Below are 17,335 nucleotides of genomic sequence, written 5' to 3'. Positions count from 1 at the left end.
CCGTCCGGCCTCAAGACGGATCAGATGACCAGCGCGGGATCGGCCGCCGACCCGAAGAACTCATAGCGGATCTGCGCAGCCGGAAGTTTCTCGTCCCGCAGGGCACCGACCATGTCCCGCATGAACGAGTCCGGACCACAGATATAATAGGTCGCAGCCCGGTCGAGCGTCTGCCGCAGCCAGTCGGTGCCGATCCGACCCGCATGGCACGTGATGCCGGGCCCACCCGCTGCCGCGACCGTGCTTTCACACGCATAGAAGAAATCCGCCGTCACCACCCCACGGGCGGCAAAGCCACCCACATCGGCGACAAAAGCCGCCGAATCCTCGCTCCGCGCCCCATGCACATAGCGGATCGTCCGCCCCGTACCCGCCTGCGCGAGTTCGGCCAGCATCGCGATGGCAGGCGTCAGCCCCACACCGGCCGTCAGGAACGTGACCGGGCCGTCCCCCGCCTCATCGAGCACGAAATCCCCCGCCGGATTGGCCACCTGAAGCACCGCGCCTTCCTGCACGCTGTCATGCAGCCACGACGACACCACGCCCCCCTCGGCACGGCGGACGCTGATCCGGTAATGATCCGCCCCCGGCGTGGACGAGATGCTGTAATTCCGCCGCTGCGCCCCATGCCCCGGCACCTCCAGCCGGAAGCTCAGATACTGCCCCGCTCTGTGCCGCGCGATCGGCCCCCCATCGACCGGCACCAGTTCGAACGAGACGATCGCGGGCGTCTCCTGCGTCTGCGCCCGCACCCGGAACGCGCGCCAGCCCGTCCAGCCCCCCGGCGCGGCCTCATGTTCCTCATAGATCTGCTTTTCCCGACCGATCAGAATATCGGCCAGAAACCAGTAGGCCTTCCCCCACGCATCCAGGATCTCCGGCGTCGCGGCCTCACCCAGGACATGGGCAATGGCCCCCAGCAGCGCCTCGGCCACATACGGATAATGTTCCGGCAGGATGTTCAATCCGACATGCTTGCCGGCAATGCGCTCCACCATGCCGCCCAGCGCGTCGAGCCGGTCGATATGCTCGGCATAGGCCAGCACCGCCAGCGCCAGCGCACGCGGCTGCTCGCCATCGCGCTGATGCGAGAGATTGAAGAGATCCCGGATTTCCGGCCGCGCCAGCAGGCGCCGGTACATCTCCGTCGTGATCGCCACTCCATGCGCCTTCAGCGCCGGAACGGTGGCCCGAATGATCGCGCGGGTTGCCTCGTCGAGTGGTGCAGACATGGATCGATCCTTTAAGGTATATTATCAATGCACCTTTTCGGACCCGTTGGAAAACCTGTCAAGAGCGCGCATCTTCCCGACCATGAAACTGACGCTGCAAACCGACTATGCGCTCCGCGCATTGATCTATCTGGGGATCAGGACCGAGCGGCTGTCCTCGATCCGCGAGATCGCCGAGGCCTACGGCATTTCCGAAGCGCATATGGTCAAGGTCATCCACCGGCTGGGCATGGGCGGTTTCATCGACACCATTCGCGGCCGCAATGGCGGCATCCGGCTCGCCCGCCCCGCCCGCGACATCAGCGTCGGCGCCGTCGTGCGCTACATGGAAGACGACATGGCCCTTCTGGCCTGCATGGGTGAAAGCGCGGACACCGACCCGCGCGGCCAATGCATGCTGATGCCCGCCTGCCGCCTGCGCGGCGTGCTGGGCGAAGCCCTGACGGCAATGACCGACGTGCTGGACCGCTACACGCTGGCCGACGTCATCACCCCGTTCGAGATCAGCCGGTTTCAGGCGCCACGCCCGGCAGAAGTCTCGTAGGCCTCGCGGGGCTCTGCCCCGCACCCCGCCAAAGGCGGCGCCTTTGGAAACCATTCGTTCAGAACCCGTGCGCTGCGAACACACGATGTCCCAAAACGAACAAAAGTCTTTTTGCTTCTTTTTCTTCAGAAAAAGAAGATCTTCACCCGGTCCCCCGCACCTGCGCGCGCAACGTCTCCACAAACCGACGCAGCAACGGCGCAGGCACCTCGGCCCGCGTCGCCACCGCCAGCGTCGCACGCGGCGCCGTCCCCGCAATGGGACGAAATACCGCGCCACCGGCATGGATCTGGTCCAGACTCGCCGGCACGATCGACACCCCCAGCCCCGCCGCCACCAGCGGCACGGCAGCCGTGATCTGCGGCGCCTCCTGCCCCAGTTGCGGGGTAAAGCCCGCATTCTGGCACGCCGCCAGGATGGCATCGAAAAAGCCCGGCCCCAGCGCACGCGGAAACAGGATCAGCGGATCACGCGCCACGTCCTGCAACGCCACGGTCGCCTGACCGGCGGCCGGATGCCCGACCGGCACCGCCAGCAGCGTCGGTTCCTCGAACAATGTCTCGATCGTGAACACCCCGCCCGGCGCGGGCGGACGGATGATCGCCACATCGATCGTCCGCTCCGTCAGCGCGGCACAGAGGGCCGGCGTATTGCTCTCCTCCATCGTGATCACCGCATGCGGCAGCGCCAGCCGCAACTGGCGGATCGCCGCCGGAATCAGCGGCAGCAGCGACACCGCGCCCGCCAGCCCCACCCGCAGGCTGCCCCGCTCGCCACGCCCCAGCCCGGTCGCCACATCCACGAATTCCTGCCGCATCTGCAACAGGATACGCGCCCGCTTCACCAGTTCGGCCCCTGCCTCGGTCGGCACCGCCCCCTGCCGCGAGCGCACGAACAGTTTCAGCCCCAACGCCTGCTCCAGCGCACGGATCTGCTGGCTCAGCGGCGGCTGTTCCATGTGCAGCGCCCGTGCCGCATGCGTGAAGCTGCCATGCTCTGCAATCGCGGCGATGTAGCGCAAATGGCGGAAATCAATGTTCATATCTGAAACATATGGATAACGTTGTTCGCATATATTGGACAGGAAAATCGACCGCTTCCAGTCTGCCCCCACGCAGCCGGGACGAACGGGTCGCCCCGGAAACCACCGGGGGAGTCATCACCATGACCACCACAGTCGGCCAATATCTTTCCGCCCGCCTCGGCCAGATCGGCCTGAAACACCATTTCGCCGTCGCCGGCGATTTCAACCTGATCCTGCTCGACGAACTGCTGGCGGAAGGCTCGACCAAACAGATCTATAGCTGCAACGAGCTGAATTGCGGCTACAGCGCCGAAGGCTACGGCCGCGCCAACGGCGCCGCCGCCATGATCGTCACCTTCAGCGTCGGCGCCCTCTCCGCCATGAACGCCATCGGCAGCGCCTACGCCGAGAACGTGCCGGTGATCCTGATTTCCGGCGCCCCCAACACCAACGATCACGGCTCGGGCCACCTGCTGCACCACACGCTGGGCAACACCAATTACGGCTACCAGGCCGAGATGATGCGCCACATCACCTGCGCCACCGAGGTGATCTTCTCAGCCGAGAACGCCCCGCACCAGATCGACAACGCCATCCGCGCAGCGCTCCGCGAGCGCAAGCCCGCCTATATCGAAATCCCCTGCAACCTCGCCAACGCTGCCTGCGCCGCCCCCGGCCCCGTCAGCAGCCTGCTGTCCGAGCCCGCCGCCGACCAAGCCAGCCTGGAAGCCGCGCTGGAGGAAACCGGCCGCTTCCTCTACGCCCGCGACAAGGTGGTGCTGCTGGTCGGCAGCCGCATGCGCGCTTCCGGCATCATCGACCTGCTGCCCGCCCTCGCCGACCGCATGGGCTGCGCGGTCACGGTGATGGCCGCCGCCAAAGGCTTCTTCCCCGAAGACCACCCCGCCTATCGCGGCGTCTATTGGGGCGAAGTCAGCTCTCCCGGCGCGCAGGACCTCATCGAGGGTGCCGACGGCGTCCTCTGCCTCGGCCCGATCTTCAACGACTACGCCACCGTCGGCTGGCGCGCCACGCTCAACCCCGAAAACACCCTGCTGGCCGACCTGCAAGGCATCACCGTCAACGGCCGCGTCTTCGAAGGCTTCTCCATCCGTCAATATGTCGAAGCCCTCACCGCCCGCGCCCCCCGCCGCGCCGGCTCCGCCGAAACCCCGCGCCAGCCCCAACCCACCATCCCCACCGCAGCCCGCGACGCCCGCCTGACCAACGATGAAATGGCCCGCCAGATCAATGCCCTGATCGACAGCAACACCACACTCACGGCCGAAACCGGCGATAGCTGGTTCAACGCCGTCCGCATGACCCTGCCCGGCGGCGCCAAGGTCGAAAGCGAGATGCAGTGGGGCAGCATCGGCTGGTCGGTCCCCGCCGCCCTCGGCGGCGCGCTGGCCGCCCCCGACCGCCGCCACGTCCTGATGGTCGGCGACGGCTCCTTCCAGCTCACCGCGCAGGAAGTCGCGCAAATGGTGCGCTACGAACTGCCGATCATCATCTTCCTCGTGAACAATCACGGCTACGTCATCGAAATCAAGATCCATGACGGCCCCTACAATTACATCAAGAACTGGGACTACGCCGGCCTCATCACCGCCTTCAACGCCAAAGACGGCCACGGCCTGGGCCTCCGCGCCACCACCGCCGGCGAACTGGCGGGCGCCATCGAACAGGCCAAAGCCAACACAAACGGCCCCACCCTGATCGAATGCGACCTGGACCGTTCGGACTGCACCGAAACCCTGGTCAAATGGGGCACCAAAGTCGCCGCCGCCAACGGCCGCCCGCCGAAAGTGAACTGAGGAAGAACCTTCTTTTTCTGAAGAAAAAGAAGCAAAAAGACCTTTATTCGTTGGCCTCTGGCGGGTTGGTCCGCCGGAGGCTTTCGGCCGGAGTGCTGCCGGGCATGGGCTGCAGCGGACATCACTACAGCCGCAACGCCCGAACAGCCCATGGGAGCGCCGTCGATAACTGCTCTTGTTGAACGCGTCTGACGAACGGCGCATTCGGAATGATCGGCAAACCCGCACGCGCCGCGAAATATCCCGATACCCATGCAGCAATATCGGGAGCGTGGGGTAAAATGGCCTCCGGCGATGGCCCCCCTTCATACGCAAGACTGGGCAGCCAGAATCCCAAATCAAGCTGCGGATTGGACAGGCAGGCTTCCGCCCAATCCACCAACTTCATCGTTCCATTCACAAGACACATATTGTCACTTCGTAAATCCCAGTGACAGGGAACAACGCCATTTGTGGAACAGGCGGCTTCAGCCTCGATCAGCGCCGGAAGCGCCCGCCTCAACCAGTCTGCCGTCACCAGCCCCAGCGCCAGAAATGGCAGCGGATCAGCCTGAACCGCCCGCCAGCCATTCCCTTCTCCACCATGCACGATTTCAAACGAAGGCAGATCCACGCGCAACCCATGTAACGCCCTGATGGCTGTTACAGCGGCAGAAACCCTCTCATCCGTCCAAGGAGGCGGCCACATCGCATCGCTCAAATCTTCAACGGCCAAAATTGGCATGTCTCGGTCAATGGAATAACCGATCAGCGTCGGCCTCGGCGCATCACGCAACACCTGATAGGCCGCGATCTCACGACGCAGCAGCATGCCCGTATGCGCGGTGGTCGCAATCTTGACGAAAGCCCGTCGCGTGCCGTTCGACACGACATACCGTGCAACAGGAGTATACCCTCTCTTCACCATACGAAATGAATCCGGCCGCCACCCCAGTACCATGGGAAGGGCTTCGATATCTTCCATCTTCGTCATGGCACCCTTCGCTCGGTAAGGTCCTGATTATTGTTCTATACCTCATACCTGACACCGGGAGAGAGAAACCAGTTTTCACGGACAAAGCCTGCCGGACACAATTACCGCAGGCCATCCCCAGCCTACCGTGAAAGCGGCCGAGTCATCCGCCATCGCGCATATGCCGGTGTTTGCCATACCGATCATCGCGACGCCGCCTGTTCGTAATCTGACACTGGAGATCGGAAACATCTGCCCTCAAACTTCGGCTTTCACCTCATCGTCGCCGTTCTCGGGCACCTTCGTCGATCCCGAAAGCCGTCATTGCAGACGTTGCACCAGAGTCTCTTTCGCAACGAATTCGCAATAAATTTTATTTCCTGTTATATTGTGATCCGTTTCTCACAAAGAGGTCCTGATGCGCTACGTTGCTCCCACCCTCCTTGCAATGCTGTTCGCCACCGCATCGCAAGCCGCGACAAAGGTTAAGCATTTTGCGCCCGAAGGCGTGCCGGCGAGTTTGACCAGTGCTCCGCCATTCAGCGGTGCGGTTTTAGCCGGCGATACCCTCTATATCGCCGGCACTACTGACCATGACCCTGCTACAGGCAAACCGGGCGCCGACGCGACAGCTGGCGCCAGAATAGTGCTTGATAATATCAAAAAGACTGTTGAAAACGCTGGACTTACTATGGATGACCTTGTCTGGGTACAGATTTTCGCTTCTGATATTAAAGATTTCGCGGCGTTCAACGCCGTCTATCGGACCTATTTCAAGGGGCCAATGCCAGCCCGCGCTTTCATCGGAGCGGGTACCCTGCTGGGTGGCGCGCATTTTGAGGTGATGGGTACCGCCGTCAAGTCGAAGTAATCACCAGATCATAAGGACCGATCGCACCCCCGGAAGCAGGAATTTGCATCCAGCAGGTAACGCAACATCAGAACACGCTCCACCTTGGATATACGTGCTATATACAACCGTGCGCCCGAAATCGATAAAACCCGCAGGTTCACGGCCCTCTTGCTCATCCCATCTCAGGGCAGGCCCTGAAATTTCTACAAGGTAGAAACCTCAGGGAGTCAGCCTGTTGGAAGCAGAAGGTAGCGGGCTTGCCTCAACCTTCTGCCACCGGCTCAATCGCCCCATATTCCGGGCTGTAACACATCCCCTCAATCCACGCCCGAATGTCCTCCGGACGCGGCACAGTCGCCATGCCGTTCTCGAACAGATACTCCGCCAGCCGGCAGGCCGACGTCACCTCGACTTCCAGAATCTGCGACTGCGGCGGGTAAAGCATCCCCCGCGCCTGCGCCGAAGGCGACACCTGGTCGGCCAGCGCGTGTGCTGCCTCAATGATCAACGCGCCGGTAATCAGGCGCGGCCGCGTCGCGTAAACCGCCAGCCCCAGACCGGGGAAGATGTAGAAATTATTGGCCTGCCCGGGCCGGAACACCATGTCCCCGCGCATCACCTGCGGAAACTGGATGCCGGCGGCATACAGCGCCCGCCCGTCCGACCAACCATAGGCTTGCTCGGCCGTGCATTCCGGGCGCGGGATCGACAGCGGGAAGATGATCGGCCGCGCATTGATCTCGGCCATCAATTCCACCACCGGCTGGGTAAACGCACCCCCGGCAGTCGAAACCCCGATCAGCACACTCGGCTTCACCCGACGGATCGTCTCCAGCAGGTCGCGCGTGGGTGCCGCCGCATGGGCATAACGCCGCTGCTCCTCGGTCAGGTCGGTGCGCGAAGGCTCGACCAGCCCCTTCACATCCATCATGACGATGCGCGAGCGCGCTTCCGCCATTGTCAGCCCCTCGGCCTCCATCGCGGTCACCAGCAGGTCCGACGTGCCCAGCGCCGAAGACCCCGCACCGAGGAACAGGAAAGTCTGGTCCGCCAACTGCTCGCCCTTGATCCGCAGCGCCGTCACCAGCCCCGCCAGCGTCACCGATGCCGTGCCCTGAATGTCATCGTTGTAGCACAGCACCTTTTCGCGATACCGCTCCAGATAGCGGATCGCGTCCGTGCCCTTCCAATCCTCGAAATGGATGCAGCAGGCCGGAAACACCTCCTGCACCGCCGTCACGAATTCCTCGACGAAGGCATCCAGCTCCGCTTCCGGCGGCGGCTCGCGCCGCAGGCCCAGATAGAGCGGATCGGCACGCAGCGCCGCATTGGTGGTGCCGATATCAAGCTGCACCGGCAGCGTGGTGTGCGGCGGCACCGCGCCACAGGCGGTATAAAGCTGCAACTTGCCGATCGGAATGCCCATCCCGTTGGCGCCAATGTCGCCCAGCCCCAGAATGCGCCCGCCCGTGGTCACGCACAGGAAGCGCACATCCGGCACCGGCCAGTTGCGCAGCACCTCGGCAATGCGCCCCTTCATGTCCAGGCTGATATACATGCCCCGAGGGCGGCGATAGAGATGGCTGAACGACTTGCAGACCTCGCCCAGCGTCGGCGCATAGACAATCGGCACGAAGCGCGCCGGGTCCGACATCAGCACCTTGTAGAACAAGGTCTCATTCCGATCGACCAGCGCGGAGAGGTAGATATAGCGCTCCAGATCGGTCGGCTTGGCGTCCAGATGCTGCAACACCCGTTCGGCCTGCCGCTCCAGCGTTTCAACCTGCGGCGGCAGCAGGCCCTCCAGGCCCAGGGCCCGGCGCTCGGCGGTCGTGAAGGCGGTCCCACGGTTCAGGAACGGATCGTTCAGCAGAGCCGTGCCTCGCACGGCCTGGCGGTCGGATGAATTCATGTTCGAGGTCCTCCATGCACTGATCGGCGGCCAAAACCGCCACGCCGGGCAGGGTTAGAGACAGCCCGTCAAAACCTGTCCGCACATGTGGGCTGGCGAGCGCGACCGTCCGCAGGGCCGCGCCCGCCATGTGTTTTCGCCCACCGAAGCGGAATGGCCTTATGCGCCGTCCGCCGCGAAGCGCAGAAAACGCGCGTCGGATCGCCGCCAGCGCGCATGTGCAGACAGGTTCTCAGACTCCCGGCAATTCGTTGACGGCCACGATGCGCCAGGCTTCCGGAAAGCGCTCGATGATCGTCAGGGAAAGATTCTGGATCGAAAAATGCAGCGCGGTATCCGCATGCACGCGCAGCGCATGGGCCAGCGCCGCGCGAATCGCCCCGCCATGGCTGACCACGACCATGTTCCGGCCCGCGTGCGCCTCGGCCATGCGGTCCATCGTCTCGCCCACGCGGGCACAGACCTCCAGCATGCTCTCGCCGCCGGGCGGCCGTTCCGAGGCCGCGACCGACCAGAACAGATGCGGCGCCAGCTTCAACTGGTCCAGCAATTCATGATGGCGCAGCCCATGCCATTCACCCAGCGACTGCTCGGTGAATCCGGGCTCCACCGTCCAGTCCACCGCGCCATATCCCGCGTCCTGAATGGTGCGCGCGGTATGCTGCGTGCGCCCCAGCGGCGAGGTAAACCATTGCGCATTCTGCGGCAGGCGCGCGGCCAATGCCTCATACATGCCCCGCTGCGCCACCAGGCTGTCGGGGCACAGCGGCACATCCAGCGTGCCATAAACCCGCATGCGGGCATTTTCCTCGACCACCGCATGACGGATCAGCCAGAAACGGGTGACACCATCCGTCAGCTTGGGGGTGTCGAGGAAATGACCGTGATTCTGGTTCATGCAAGCCGGTCCTATCAGGGCAGGGGGACGGGTGATCCTGTCTCCATAGCCGGAAGCGGCGCATAGGTCTGTACCGGGTCTGCCGCCGCCAGCGTCTCCCAATAGCGCAGGATCAGCCCGATCTTGGCCAGAACCCGCTGCGCATCGGCAATTTCCCGATCCATGCGCAGATCGGGCACCAGCCCGTCATGCGACGGCTCGCCCGAAACCAGCCGCGCCCCGGCCGACAGGCGCAGCGCCCCCGCCACCCCGCCACGCAGCATGGGGTGCGGCAGCGGCACCGGCTGGCCGACATGGCACAGCAGACCCGCCAAGGCACGATCCGCCCCCTCGGGCACCACCCGCGACAGGTCGGCATTCAGCCAGCGATAGAGCGCCCGCGCGGGCTCCAACGCCAGCGGCACGACATCATCGCCGGACGAGGACGCCGCCAGCGGATCGCGCACGAAAAAGCTCAGGATGGTACCCCGATCATCCCACGCATCGGCCAAAGGCGGCCGCGCCGGATGCGGCACCGGCAGGCGCCGCAGGTCCGGGTCGGCATCGATCGCCGCTTCCAGCGCGGTCAGGAACCGCGCCAGCCGGGCCCGCACCACCGGGCGCGGAATCTCCCGCAGCGCCGTCATTTCGGCCAGCGCGGCATACCAGCGCAGCATCAGCCCCACATTCTCGCCCACCGGCAGCACCTGCGCCGCCGGCGCCTCCGGCCACGCGGCGCGATGGCAGTACTCCGCCAGACCGGGCGGCAGCCCCCCGCCGCGCAGCCGCGTCGCCACATTTTCCGGCAGCAGCAGCGCACCACAGAAAGGGGGCCCGGTGAAGAATTTGGACCCGGTGACCATCACCATCCAGCCCCGGTCCAGATAGGCCCGCACCCGCGCCGGGTCCAGCCGCGCCTGGCAGGCATCCACCACGATATCGGGCACCGCCGCGCCGTCGGCACGGGCCGCATCGGCCAGCCGGTCCAGCATCTCCAGCCCCGGCGCCAGCAGCCCGGTCTTGGACAGGTCCAGCCGGTGCAGCAGCACATGCCGCCCCGTCCGCCAGCCCCGCCGCGCCAGTTCGATACAATCCCGGTCGATCTCGGCCCCCGTGCGCGCCGCCCCATCCGGCCGGCGCAGCGGCACGGACAGCAGCAGCGTTTCCGCCGGGAACCCCGCGATCAGCCCGCCCTTTTGTACCTGCGCGCCCAACGCCGTGTCGTTCGCGAAATGGCAACCTTTTGCCGCTAACGGTACCCCGCTCCCGGTTTCCTCGGGGGCCAGAAGGATGTTGCTGACCGGATGTCCACCAGAACCCAGCATCGCCAGGGCCAGGGCATACAATTCGCAATCGGTCCCCGACGGCGCCAGGACCACGCCCTCGGCCCCGGTCATCCCGTAATGCTCCGCGATCCGGCGACGAACCTCCGCGACCATGCCGGCCCGGACCTCTGCCCCCTTCCCCGTCAGACCACCCTGCACCAGCCGCACCCGCGCCGCCTCGGCCCCCGCAAACCCGCGCTCGGACACCGAGGACGCGGTGGAGGACGCATAGGTCACAGCCCAAGGCCGCGGCCGGTGGGACGAGCCGTAATGATTCAGCCCGGTCGCCGGGTCGATCGCCAGCCGTGCATCGCCACCTTCGGCCATCAGCTTTTCCGCCGGCCCCAGCAGCGGCCACAATGCCTCCAGCCGGGCCGCCAGCCGGTCGAATGCCCCCTCCCCCGCACATTCCTGGGCAACCGGCGGCTGCAACGGCGCCAGTTCGCCCCAGATCTGCTGCAACCGGGCAATGCCCGGCGGATTGGCAGCCGCCATGCCAGCATGCCAGTCCGGTCCGGGCGCCCCCTCGGGCCCATCCAGTTCCGCGAACAGCGCGGCCGTCCGGGCCGCGCACAGCCCCGCCAGCACCGCATCCTCGGGCACGGCCTCGATCAGCCGGGCCAGTTCCAGCGCATGACGCAACACGACCGGCGCACAGGCCGGCGCCATCAGGCACGGCGCCCCCAGCACCACCATCCCGTCGGCCCGCACCACGAACGGCCCGGCCAGCGCCGTATCCAGCCCGATGCGCCGTCCACCCGCGATCACGCGCAGGTCGGGACGTTCGAGGACGCAGGCCAGGTCATGGGTCAATCGTTCGGCGAGCACTCACAAATCCCTGTTGCCATCATCATTATGCGCGCAGGCCCCCGGCGCGGCAATCGCGTCACCGACCACCAGGAAAAGAGCGAACCATGCGGAACCCCGGATCGGAGCCCACCCCGATGACCAACCTGTCGCACCTGCACCCCTATCGCGCGAACATCCCGGCGGCAAACGACCGCACGACCGAAACCGGGATGAAGGGCATCCTGCTGGCCGGTGGATCGGGCACGCGGCTGCACCCCATGACGCTGGCGACCAGCAAGCAGTTGCTGCCGGTCTATGACAAACCGATGATCTACTACCCGCTATCGACGCTGATGCTGGCCGGCATCCGCGACATCATGATCATCTCCACGCCCGACGACCTGCCGCAGTTCCAGCGCCTGCTGGGCGACGGGGCGCAATATGGCGTGCGCTTCAGCTATCGCGCCCAGCCCAGCCCCGACGGCATCGCCCAGGCCTTCCTGATCGCCGAGGACTGGCTGGCCGGCGCCCCCTGCGCCCTGGCGCTGGGCGACAACCTGATCTTCGCCGACCATCTCAGCGTATTGCTGCAAGGGGCGGCCAGGCGCGACAGCGGGGCAACGGTGTTCGCCTACCAGGTGCGCGACCCCGAACGCTACGGCGTGGTGACCTTCGATGCCGAGGGCCGCGCCAGCACCCTGGTCGAGAAACCCACCCATCCGGTCTCGCACTGGGCGGTCACCGGCCTGTATTTCTACGATGCCCGCGTCAGCACTTTCGCCCGGCAGATCCGCCCGTCGCCCAGGGGCGAGCTGGAAATCACCGACCTGAACCGGATCTATCTCGAGGAAGGCTCGCTGCAGGTCGAAAAGCTTGGCCGGGGCTGCGCCTGGCTCGATGCCGGCGTCCCCGACGCCCTGCTCCAGGCCGGCATGTTCGTGCAGACCATCCAGTCCCGGCAGGGCATGCTGGTCGGGTCACCCGCCGAAGTCGCCTTCCGCATGGGCTTCATCGATTGCGACCAGTTGCGCGAGATCGCCCGCAGCGTGTTCAAGACCGAACTCGGCCGGCAATTGCAGGACATGGCCGGACCAGCCGAGCCGCCCGCTCCCCTGCCGATCCCGGCATAGTCTTCGTTCTTTTTTGAAAAAAAAGAACCAAAAAACTTTGATTCGTTCAGGAGTTTTTATGCTGGGCCACACGACGGCCCAAAACGAACAAAAGTCTTTTTGCTTCTTTTTCTTCAGAAAAAGAAGAACCTCTTATCCAACCGGCCGATTCCGCATATCAGCCGGCCGAATATGCCCCCGCCAGCGGCGCGAAGCCTGACGCGATACCCACGCCCGAATACGCTCCAGCAGCAGATACACGACCGGCGTGGTGTAGAGCGTCAGAAGCTGGCTCATCAGCAGCCCGCCGACCACCGCAATGCCCAGCGGGCGGCGCAGTTCGATCCCGTAGCCACCGCTGAGGATCAGCGGCACCGCCCCGAAGGCAGCGGCCAGCGTCGTCATCAGGATCGGGCGGAAACGCTTGGCACAGGCCTCGCGGATCGCCTCCTCGGGCGACATGCTGCCGTCACGCTCGGCATGCAGCGCGAAATCCACCATCAGGATCGCGTTCTTCTTCACGATACCCACCAGCAGGATCACCCCGATCATCGCGATCAGCGAGAATTCCTCGCCGGTCACCCACAGCGCCAGCACCGCCCCCACCGCCGCCGACGGCAAGGTGGAAAGGATGGTCAGCGGATGCACATAGCTTTCGTACAGAATACCCAGCGTGACATACATCGTCGCCAGCGCGGCCAGGAACACCAGCAACTCGTTGATCAGCGCGGTCTGGAATTGCGCCGCCTGGCCGGTAAAGCCGCCCTGGATCGAAGCCGGCACATGCAGCCTGACCATCGCGGCACGGATTTCCGCCGTGGCCTCGTCCAGCGACCGCCCCTTGGCCAGGTTGAAGGAAATGGCACCGGAGACGAAGCCGTCACGATGCCCGACGGAGATCGAGGTCGGGCGCTCCCCGATCGCGGCCACCACCGGCAGCGGCACCATCGTCTCGATGCTGGACGACACGGCCGACCCGCTCGAGGCCCCGGCCCCGCCCGCCAGGCGGTTGGCGATGGCGTTGCGGAAGGATTGCTGGCTCAGCGACGTGGCCTTCGACGTGCTGCCCGTATCGGGGGTGGGCACGCGTACCGTGTTGGATACCGTGCCGCCCCCGGCGGTCCCGCCCGAGGTCGAAACCCGGAACGCCTGCATGATGTCGGGCGACTGGCGATAGGGCGGTGCCACCTCCATCACCACATGATAGGTGGCCAGCGGAGTGGAAATGTTCGAGGCACTGCGCTGGCCATAGGCGTCGAACAGCGCCTGACTGACCAGCTGCGGCGTCACCAGGTAGCGCGCGGCCGTATCGCGGGCGATGTCGACATGGGTCGCGACCGCATGGTCGGTCAGGTTGGTGGTGATGTCGGTCATCACCTTGCTGCCCTTCAGGGCATCGACGATGCGCGGCGTCCATTCATAGATCTGCTCGGCATTGTCGCTGCGCAGGACGTAGCGATAGGCACCCTGCTGCTGGCGGCCGCCGCCGCCATTCACATCCCCGGCCGAGAACAGCGACAGCCGCACCCCCGCCAGCCCCTTCAGGCGCTCGCGCACGCGGGCAATCATCTCGTCCGGCCCGTCGCTGCGTTCGTGCTTGCCGATCAGCTGCGCGAAGGCCTGGCCCTCCACCCGCGTATCGCCCGAGAAGGCCGCCACCGATTCCGTATCCTTGTCGGCCATCATCGCGGCGCTGACGGCACGGATCTTCTCGTCCATTTTCTGGAACGACCCGGATTCGTCACCCCGGAAATAGCCGACGATCAGCGCAACATCCTCCTTGGGGATGATGTTCTTGGGCATCACGACGATAATGGCCACCGTCGCCACCAGGCTCAGCGGCAGGGTCGCCAGGATCAGCCACCGATGCCGCAGCGCGCGGTCCAGCGAGCGGACATAGGCGTTCAAAATCGCCTCGAACACCGCCTCGAACCCGTCCGACAGGCGGCGCAGGCCCCGCCGGAGCGCCGACGCATCGGCGGGCAGCGGCGCCCCATGGGCCACATCCAGCAACAGCCCGCACATCATCGGCGTCAGCGTGACCGACAGGAACAGCGAGACCGTGACGGCAGTGGCCAGCGTCATCGCAAATTCGAAGAAGATCTTGCCCGGCGTGCCCGGCATCAGCAGCAGCGGCAGGAACACCGCGACCAGGGCGATGGTGATCGACAGCACGGTAAAGGCGATCTCGCCCGAGCCCAGCAGCGCGGCCTCGTGGCGCGGCATCCCGTCTTCCATGTGGCGGGCGATGTTCTCCACCACCACGATCGCATCATCAACCACGAAGCCGGTGGCGATCGTCAGCGCCATCAGCGACAGCGTATCCAGCGAGAAGCCCAGCAGGTACATCACCGCCAGCGTACCCGCCAGCGAGATCGGGACCGTCACCGCCGGGATCAGGGTCGAACGCGGCGCGCGCAGGAACACCAGCACCACCCCCACCACCAGCAGCACCGAGATCAGCAGCGTAACCTGCGTATCGGTCAGCGAGGCCCGGATGGTGATCGACCGGTCCATGCCCGGTATCAGCGTGATGCCCGACGGCAGGGCGGCCTGCATGCTGGGGATACGGGCCTGGATCTCGTCCATCACATGGATGACGTTGGCGCCCGGCTGCGGCCGGATAACGGCCATGACCGCGCGATGCCCGCTGAAATAACCGCTCTGCCGCTCGTTCTCCACCCCATCGACGACCGAGGCAACATCGGCCAGCCGCACCGGCCGCCCAGCGCGGTACCCCACCACCAGGTCGCGATATTCCGCCGCATGCCGGGCCTGGTCGTTGGTCGCGATCGTGTAGCGCTGCGGCCCGACATCGATATAGCCCTTGGGCGTGTTGGCGTTGGCCGAGGCCAGGGCCGAACGGATATCCTCGAAGCCGATTCCGTATTTGAACAGCGGGTAGGGATTCATCTCCACCCGCACGGCCGGGGCCGAACTGCCCGCGATCTCGATCCAGCCCACGCCCTTGATCTGCGACAGCATCGGCTGGAGATGCGTCTTCATGACATCGTACAGATCGGCCATCGGCCGGCTGTCCGACGTCAGCGCCATGATCATGATCGGATTGTCGGCCGGATTGGCCTTCCAGTATTGCGGCACCAGCTGCAGCGTGGTCGGCATGTCCTGCATCGCCGCGCGCAATGCCGCCTGCACGTCGTTGGCCGCGCCGTCGATGTTCCGGCTGTCGTCGAAGGTCAGCAGGATGAAGGCGGTGCTGTCGGTCGAATCCGATTCGATCGAACTGATGCCGGCAATCTGGCCCAGCCGCCGTTCCAGCGGCGTGGTGACCGACGTCGCCATCTGCTGCGGCGAGGCCCCCGGCTGGGTCGCCACCACATAGATGACGGGAACCGAAATGTTCGGCAGATCCCCGACCGGCAGCGCGCGGTAGGCGAACAGACCCGCAAGCACCAGCGCGAGCGCGATCAGCGTCGTCGTCACCGGGCGCAGAATAAAAGGACGGCAGGGGTTCATACGGGAATGCGCATAGCGGATGACGACGGCCTGTGCATCAGCTTTCCACCCCCCGAGGGCGCGCCCCGCTCCGGCCGTACCACAATGCCGCGACGAAGAAGCCCACATAATAGCCGATATCGGCCCCGCCCAACCATCGGGCGACCGGACCGGTATAAAGCTGGCTTGTCGAGAAGAGCAGGATGGTCGCCACCGAAACGATCATGAAGATGGTCGCCCCGCGCGTCCAGCCTGGAGGAACCGGATGCACCGTGCGGTCGCCGAAATACCAGTCCGCCAGCACGATTCCGATCCATGGCGCGATCCAGTACATCGTCACCACCAGATAATCGGTATAGAGCGCCGCATACCGCCCGGCCCCGGCCACCGCCAGCCCATAGCCCAGCAGGGCGGTGACGATCGCGGCCAGGACCCGGGGAATATGCACGCCGGCCGAAATCAGGCTGTAGCTGGCGGTATTGTCGTTGAAGGCGTTGCCCGTGATCGACGACAGGGCAATGACGGCCAGCACCATCGGCCCCAGCGGGCCCGCCGCGTGCTGCAGGCTGGCAATCACCGCCGTCGGCGACGGCTCGGCGATGCTGGCGGCCGTCAGCAGGCCAAGGATCTGGAACGGCACGGCAGAGCCCAGCAACCCGGCCAGCGCCAGCCACACCACCCGCCCCGGCGGGGTCTCCGCCGGCAGGTAGCGCGTATAGTCCGATGAATAGGACGCCCAGGACAGGTTGAAACTGGCCAGGATCGCCACCGCCAGCAGCATGGTCGCGAGCGCGGGCGGATGCGCCGCATGCGGCAGCGCCACCCCATGCCAGGCCGATTGCAGCCCGATCACCGTAAAGGCCGCCAGCAGTGCCGCGCCCAGATATTTCTGCAACGCCTGCACCATGTCGTGGCCATAGATGCTGGCCACCATCTGCAGCGCGGCCAGCACGCCCAGCGCCAGCCAGAAGGGCGGCGCGGCACCAACCACGATCGACAGGAACGCGATCAGCGCCGTGGCAGCGGGCACGTTGTTCACCGCGTCCCAGCCGACGCAGTAGATCCAGTTGAGAAAGGCCGGCGGACGGACGCCCAGCCGCCCCAGCGCGCGGCGCGAGGCCTCCATCTGCGTCAGTCCCGTGGGCGGCCCGATCGCGGCGGCCAGCGCCACCGGCAGCGCGCCGACCACATTGCCGATCACGATCGCCAGCAGGCCGAAGCGGAAATCCAGCCCCAGCGAGACCAGCAACGCCCCCGTCACCCAGCCGCCGGGGCCGAGATTGGGCGAAAAATGGCTCCAGAACACCCGGTCGATGGGCATGGTCTTGCGTTCGGGCGCGACCGGGCGGGAAACGGCGGCGGCGCCAAGCTCCTCCATGGAAGGGGGACGCAGAAAGGACATCGGCAACAGTCCGGACCCCCGATCATGATGACGCCGCGGCAAT

Annotated in this window: 12 protein-coding genes; 4 read left to right on the top strand and 8 right to left on the bottom strand. The window is 65.5% G+C overall.

The window, feature by feature from the left end; all coding sequences use genetic code 11:
• Nucleotides 1-20 precede the first annotated feature (20 nt).
• On the bottom strand, nucleotides 21-1,232 hold the full coding sequence (gene hmpA / locus HLH35_RS04230) for an NO-inducible flavohemoprotein (RefSeq protein WP_182977913.1): 1,212 nt from the start codon (nucleotides 1,230-1,232) through the stop codon (nucleotides 21-23).
• Nucleotides 1,233-1,314: 82 nt separating this feature from the next.
• Here hmpA and HLH35_RS04225 point away from each other — a divergent pair, with 82 nt between their 5' ends.
• On the top strand, nucleotides 1,315-1,776 hold the full coding sequence (locus tag HLH35_RS04225) for an Rrf2 family transcriptional regulator (RefSeq protein ID WP_182977912.1): 462 nt from the start codon (nucleotides 1,315-1,317) through the stop codon (nucleotides 1,774-1,776).
• A gap of 142 nt (nucleotides 1,777-1,918) precedes the next feature.
• On the opposite strand, the gene HLH35_RS04220 is transcribed toward HLH35_RS04225, so the two are convergent.
• Entirely contained in the window at nucleotides 1,919-2,812 is an 894-nt protein-coding gene (locus HLH35_RS04220) for a LysR family transcriptional regulator (RefSeq protein ID WP_182977986.1), read from the bottom strand.
• A 128-nt stretch (nucleotides 2,813-2,940) separates the two neighbouring features.
• Between HLH35_RS04220 and HLH35_RS04215 the strand changes: the two genes are divergently transcribed.
• Nucleotides 2,941-4,617 carry an alpha-keto acid decarboxylase family protein gene (locus HLH35_RS04215; RefSeq protein WP_182977911.1) on the top strand — a complete coding sequence of 559 codons (1,677 nt, stop codon included), beginning with the start codon at nucleotides 2,941-2,943 and terminating at the stop codon, nucleotides 4,615-4,617.
• A gap of 124 nt (nucleotides 4,618-4,741) precedes the next feature.
• On the opposite strand, the gene HLH35_RS04210 is transcribed toward HLH35_RS04215, so the two are convergent.
• The gene (locus HLH35_RS04210) at nucleotides 4,742-5,590 is read right to left on the bottom strand and encodes an aminoglycoside phosphotransferase family protein (RefSeq protein ID WP_182977910.1); all 849 of its coding nucleotides are present in this window, start codon (nucleotides 5,588-5,590) and stop codon (nucleotides 4,742-4,744) included.
• 397 nt (nucleotides 5,591-5,987) lie between these two features.
• On the opposite strand from HLH35_RS04210, the gene HLH35_RS04205 reads away from it, so the two are divergent.
• Nucleotides 5,988-6,440: a RidA family protein gene (locus tag HLH35_RS04205; protein ID WP_220790515.1), complete on the top strand. Its 453-nt coding sequence runs from the start codon at nucleotides 5,988-5,990 to the stop codon at nucleotides 6,438-6,440.
• A 244-nt stretch (nucleotides 6,441-6,684) separates the two neighbouring features.
• On the opposite strand, the gene HLH35_RS04200 is transcribed toward HLH35_RS04205, so the two are convergent.
• The 3 genes from HLH35_RS04200 to HLH35_RS04190 form a co-directional block, all read right to left on the bottom strand.
• On the bottom strand, nucleotides 6,685-8,334 hold the full coding sequence (locus HLH35_RS04200; protein ID WP_182977909.1) for an NAD-dependent malic enzyme: 1,650 nt from the start codon (nucleotides 8,332-8,334) through the stop codon (nucleotides 6,685-6,687).
• A gap of 232 nt (nucleotides 8,335-8,566) precedes the next feature.
• Nucleotides 8,567-9,232 carry a histidine phosphatase family protein gene (locus HLH35_RS04195; protein ID WP_182977908.1) on the bottom strand — a complete coding sequence of 222 codons (666 nt, stop codon included), beginning with the start codon at nucleotides 9,230-9,232 and terminating at the stop codon, nucleotides 8,567-8,569.
• Between the two features lie 14 nt (nucleotides 9,233-9,246).
• Nucleotides 9,247-11,364, bottom strand: a complete 2,118-nt coding sequence (locus HLH35_RS04190) for a hypothetical protein (protein ID WP_182977907.1) — start codon at nucleotides 11,362-11,364, stop codon at nucleotides 9,247-9,249.
• A gap of 191 nt (nucleotides 11,365-11,555) precedes the next feature.
• On the opposite strand from HLH35_RS04190, the gene rfbA reads away from it, so the two are divergent.
• Nucleotides 11,556-12,455, top strand: coding sequence for a glucose-1-phosphate thymidylyltransferase RfbA (gene rfbA / locus HLH35_RS04185; protein WP_182977984.1), 900 nt, complete (start codon nucleotides 11,556-11,558; stop codon nucleotides 12,453-12,455).
• A 132-nt stretch (nucleotides 12,456-12,587) separates the two neighbouring features.
• Here the strand turns inward: rfbA and HLH35_RS04180 are convergent, their stop codons facing one another.
• On the bottom strand, nucleotides 12,588-15,911 hold the full coding sequence (locus HLH35_RS04180; protein WP_182977906.1) for an efflux RND transporter permease subunit: 3,324 nt from the start codon (nucleotides 15,909-15,911) through the stop codon (nucleotides 12,588-12,590).
• Nucleotides 15,912-15,948: 37 nt separating this feature from the next.
• Nucleotides 15,949-17,292: a purine-cytosine permease family protein gene (locus HLH35_RS04175; RefSeq protein WP_246384817.1), complete on the bottom strand. Its 1,344-nt coding sequence runs from the start codon at nucleotides 17,290-17,292 to the stop codon at nucleotides 15,949-15,951.
• Nucleotides 17,293-17,335: the final 43 nt, after the last annotated feature.

The sequence above is a fragment of the Gluconacetobacter asukensis genome (genome assembly GCF_014174375.1).
In the GTDB taxonomy this organism is placed as follows: Bacteria; Pseudomonadota; Alphaproteobacteria; order Acetobacterales; family Acetobacteraceae; genus Gluconacetobacter; species Gluconacetobacter asukensis.
Note: the sequence above shows the minus strand (reverse complement) of the source record. Positions and strands in the feature narration are given on the sequence as shown.

Coding starts and splice junctions, on each gene's coding strand:
- rfbA (WP_182977984.1), top strand. CDS start 11,556: ATGAAGGGCATCCTGCTGGCCGGTGGATCGGGCACGCGGCTGCACCCC.
- HLH35_RS04195 (WP_182977908.1), bottom strand. CDS start 9,232: ATGAACCAGAATCACGGTCATTTCCTCGACACCCCCAAGCTGACGGAT.
- HLH35_RS04175 (WP_246384817.1), bottom strand. CDS start 17,292: ATGTCCTTTCTGCGTCCCCCTTCCATGGAGGAGCTTGGCGCCGCCGCC.
- HLH35_RS04200 (WP_182977909.1), bottom strand. CDS start 8,334: ATGAATTCATCCGACCGCCAGGCCGTGCGAGGCACGGCTCTGCTGAAC.
- hmpA (WP_182977913.1), bottom strand. CDS start 1,232: ATGTCTGCACCACTCGACGAGGCAACCCGCGCGATCATTCGGGCCACC.
- HLH35_RS04205 (WP_220790515.1), top strand. CDS start 5,988: ATGCGCTACGTTGCTCCCACCCTCCTTGCAATGCTGTTCGCCACCGCA.
- HLH35_RS04210 (WP_182977910.1), bottom strand. CDS start 5,590: ATGACGAAGATGGAAGATATCGAAGCCCTTCCCATGGTACTGGGGTGG.
- HLH35_RS04225 (WP_182977912.1), top strand. CDS start 1,315: ATGAAACTGACGCTGCAAACCGACTATGCGCTCCGCGCATTGATCTAT.
- HLH35_RS04215 (WP_182977911.1), top strand. CDS start 2,941: ATGACCACCACAGTCGGCCAATATCTTTCCGCCCGCCTCGGCCAGATC.
- HLH35_RS04180 (WP_182977906.1), bottom strand. CDS start 15,911: ATGAACCCCTGCCGTCCTTTTATTCTGCGCCCGGTGACGACGACGCTG.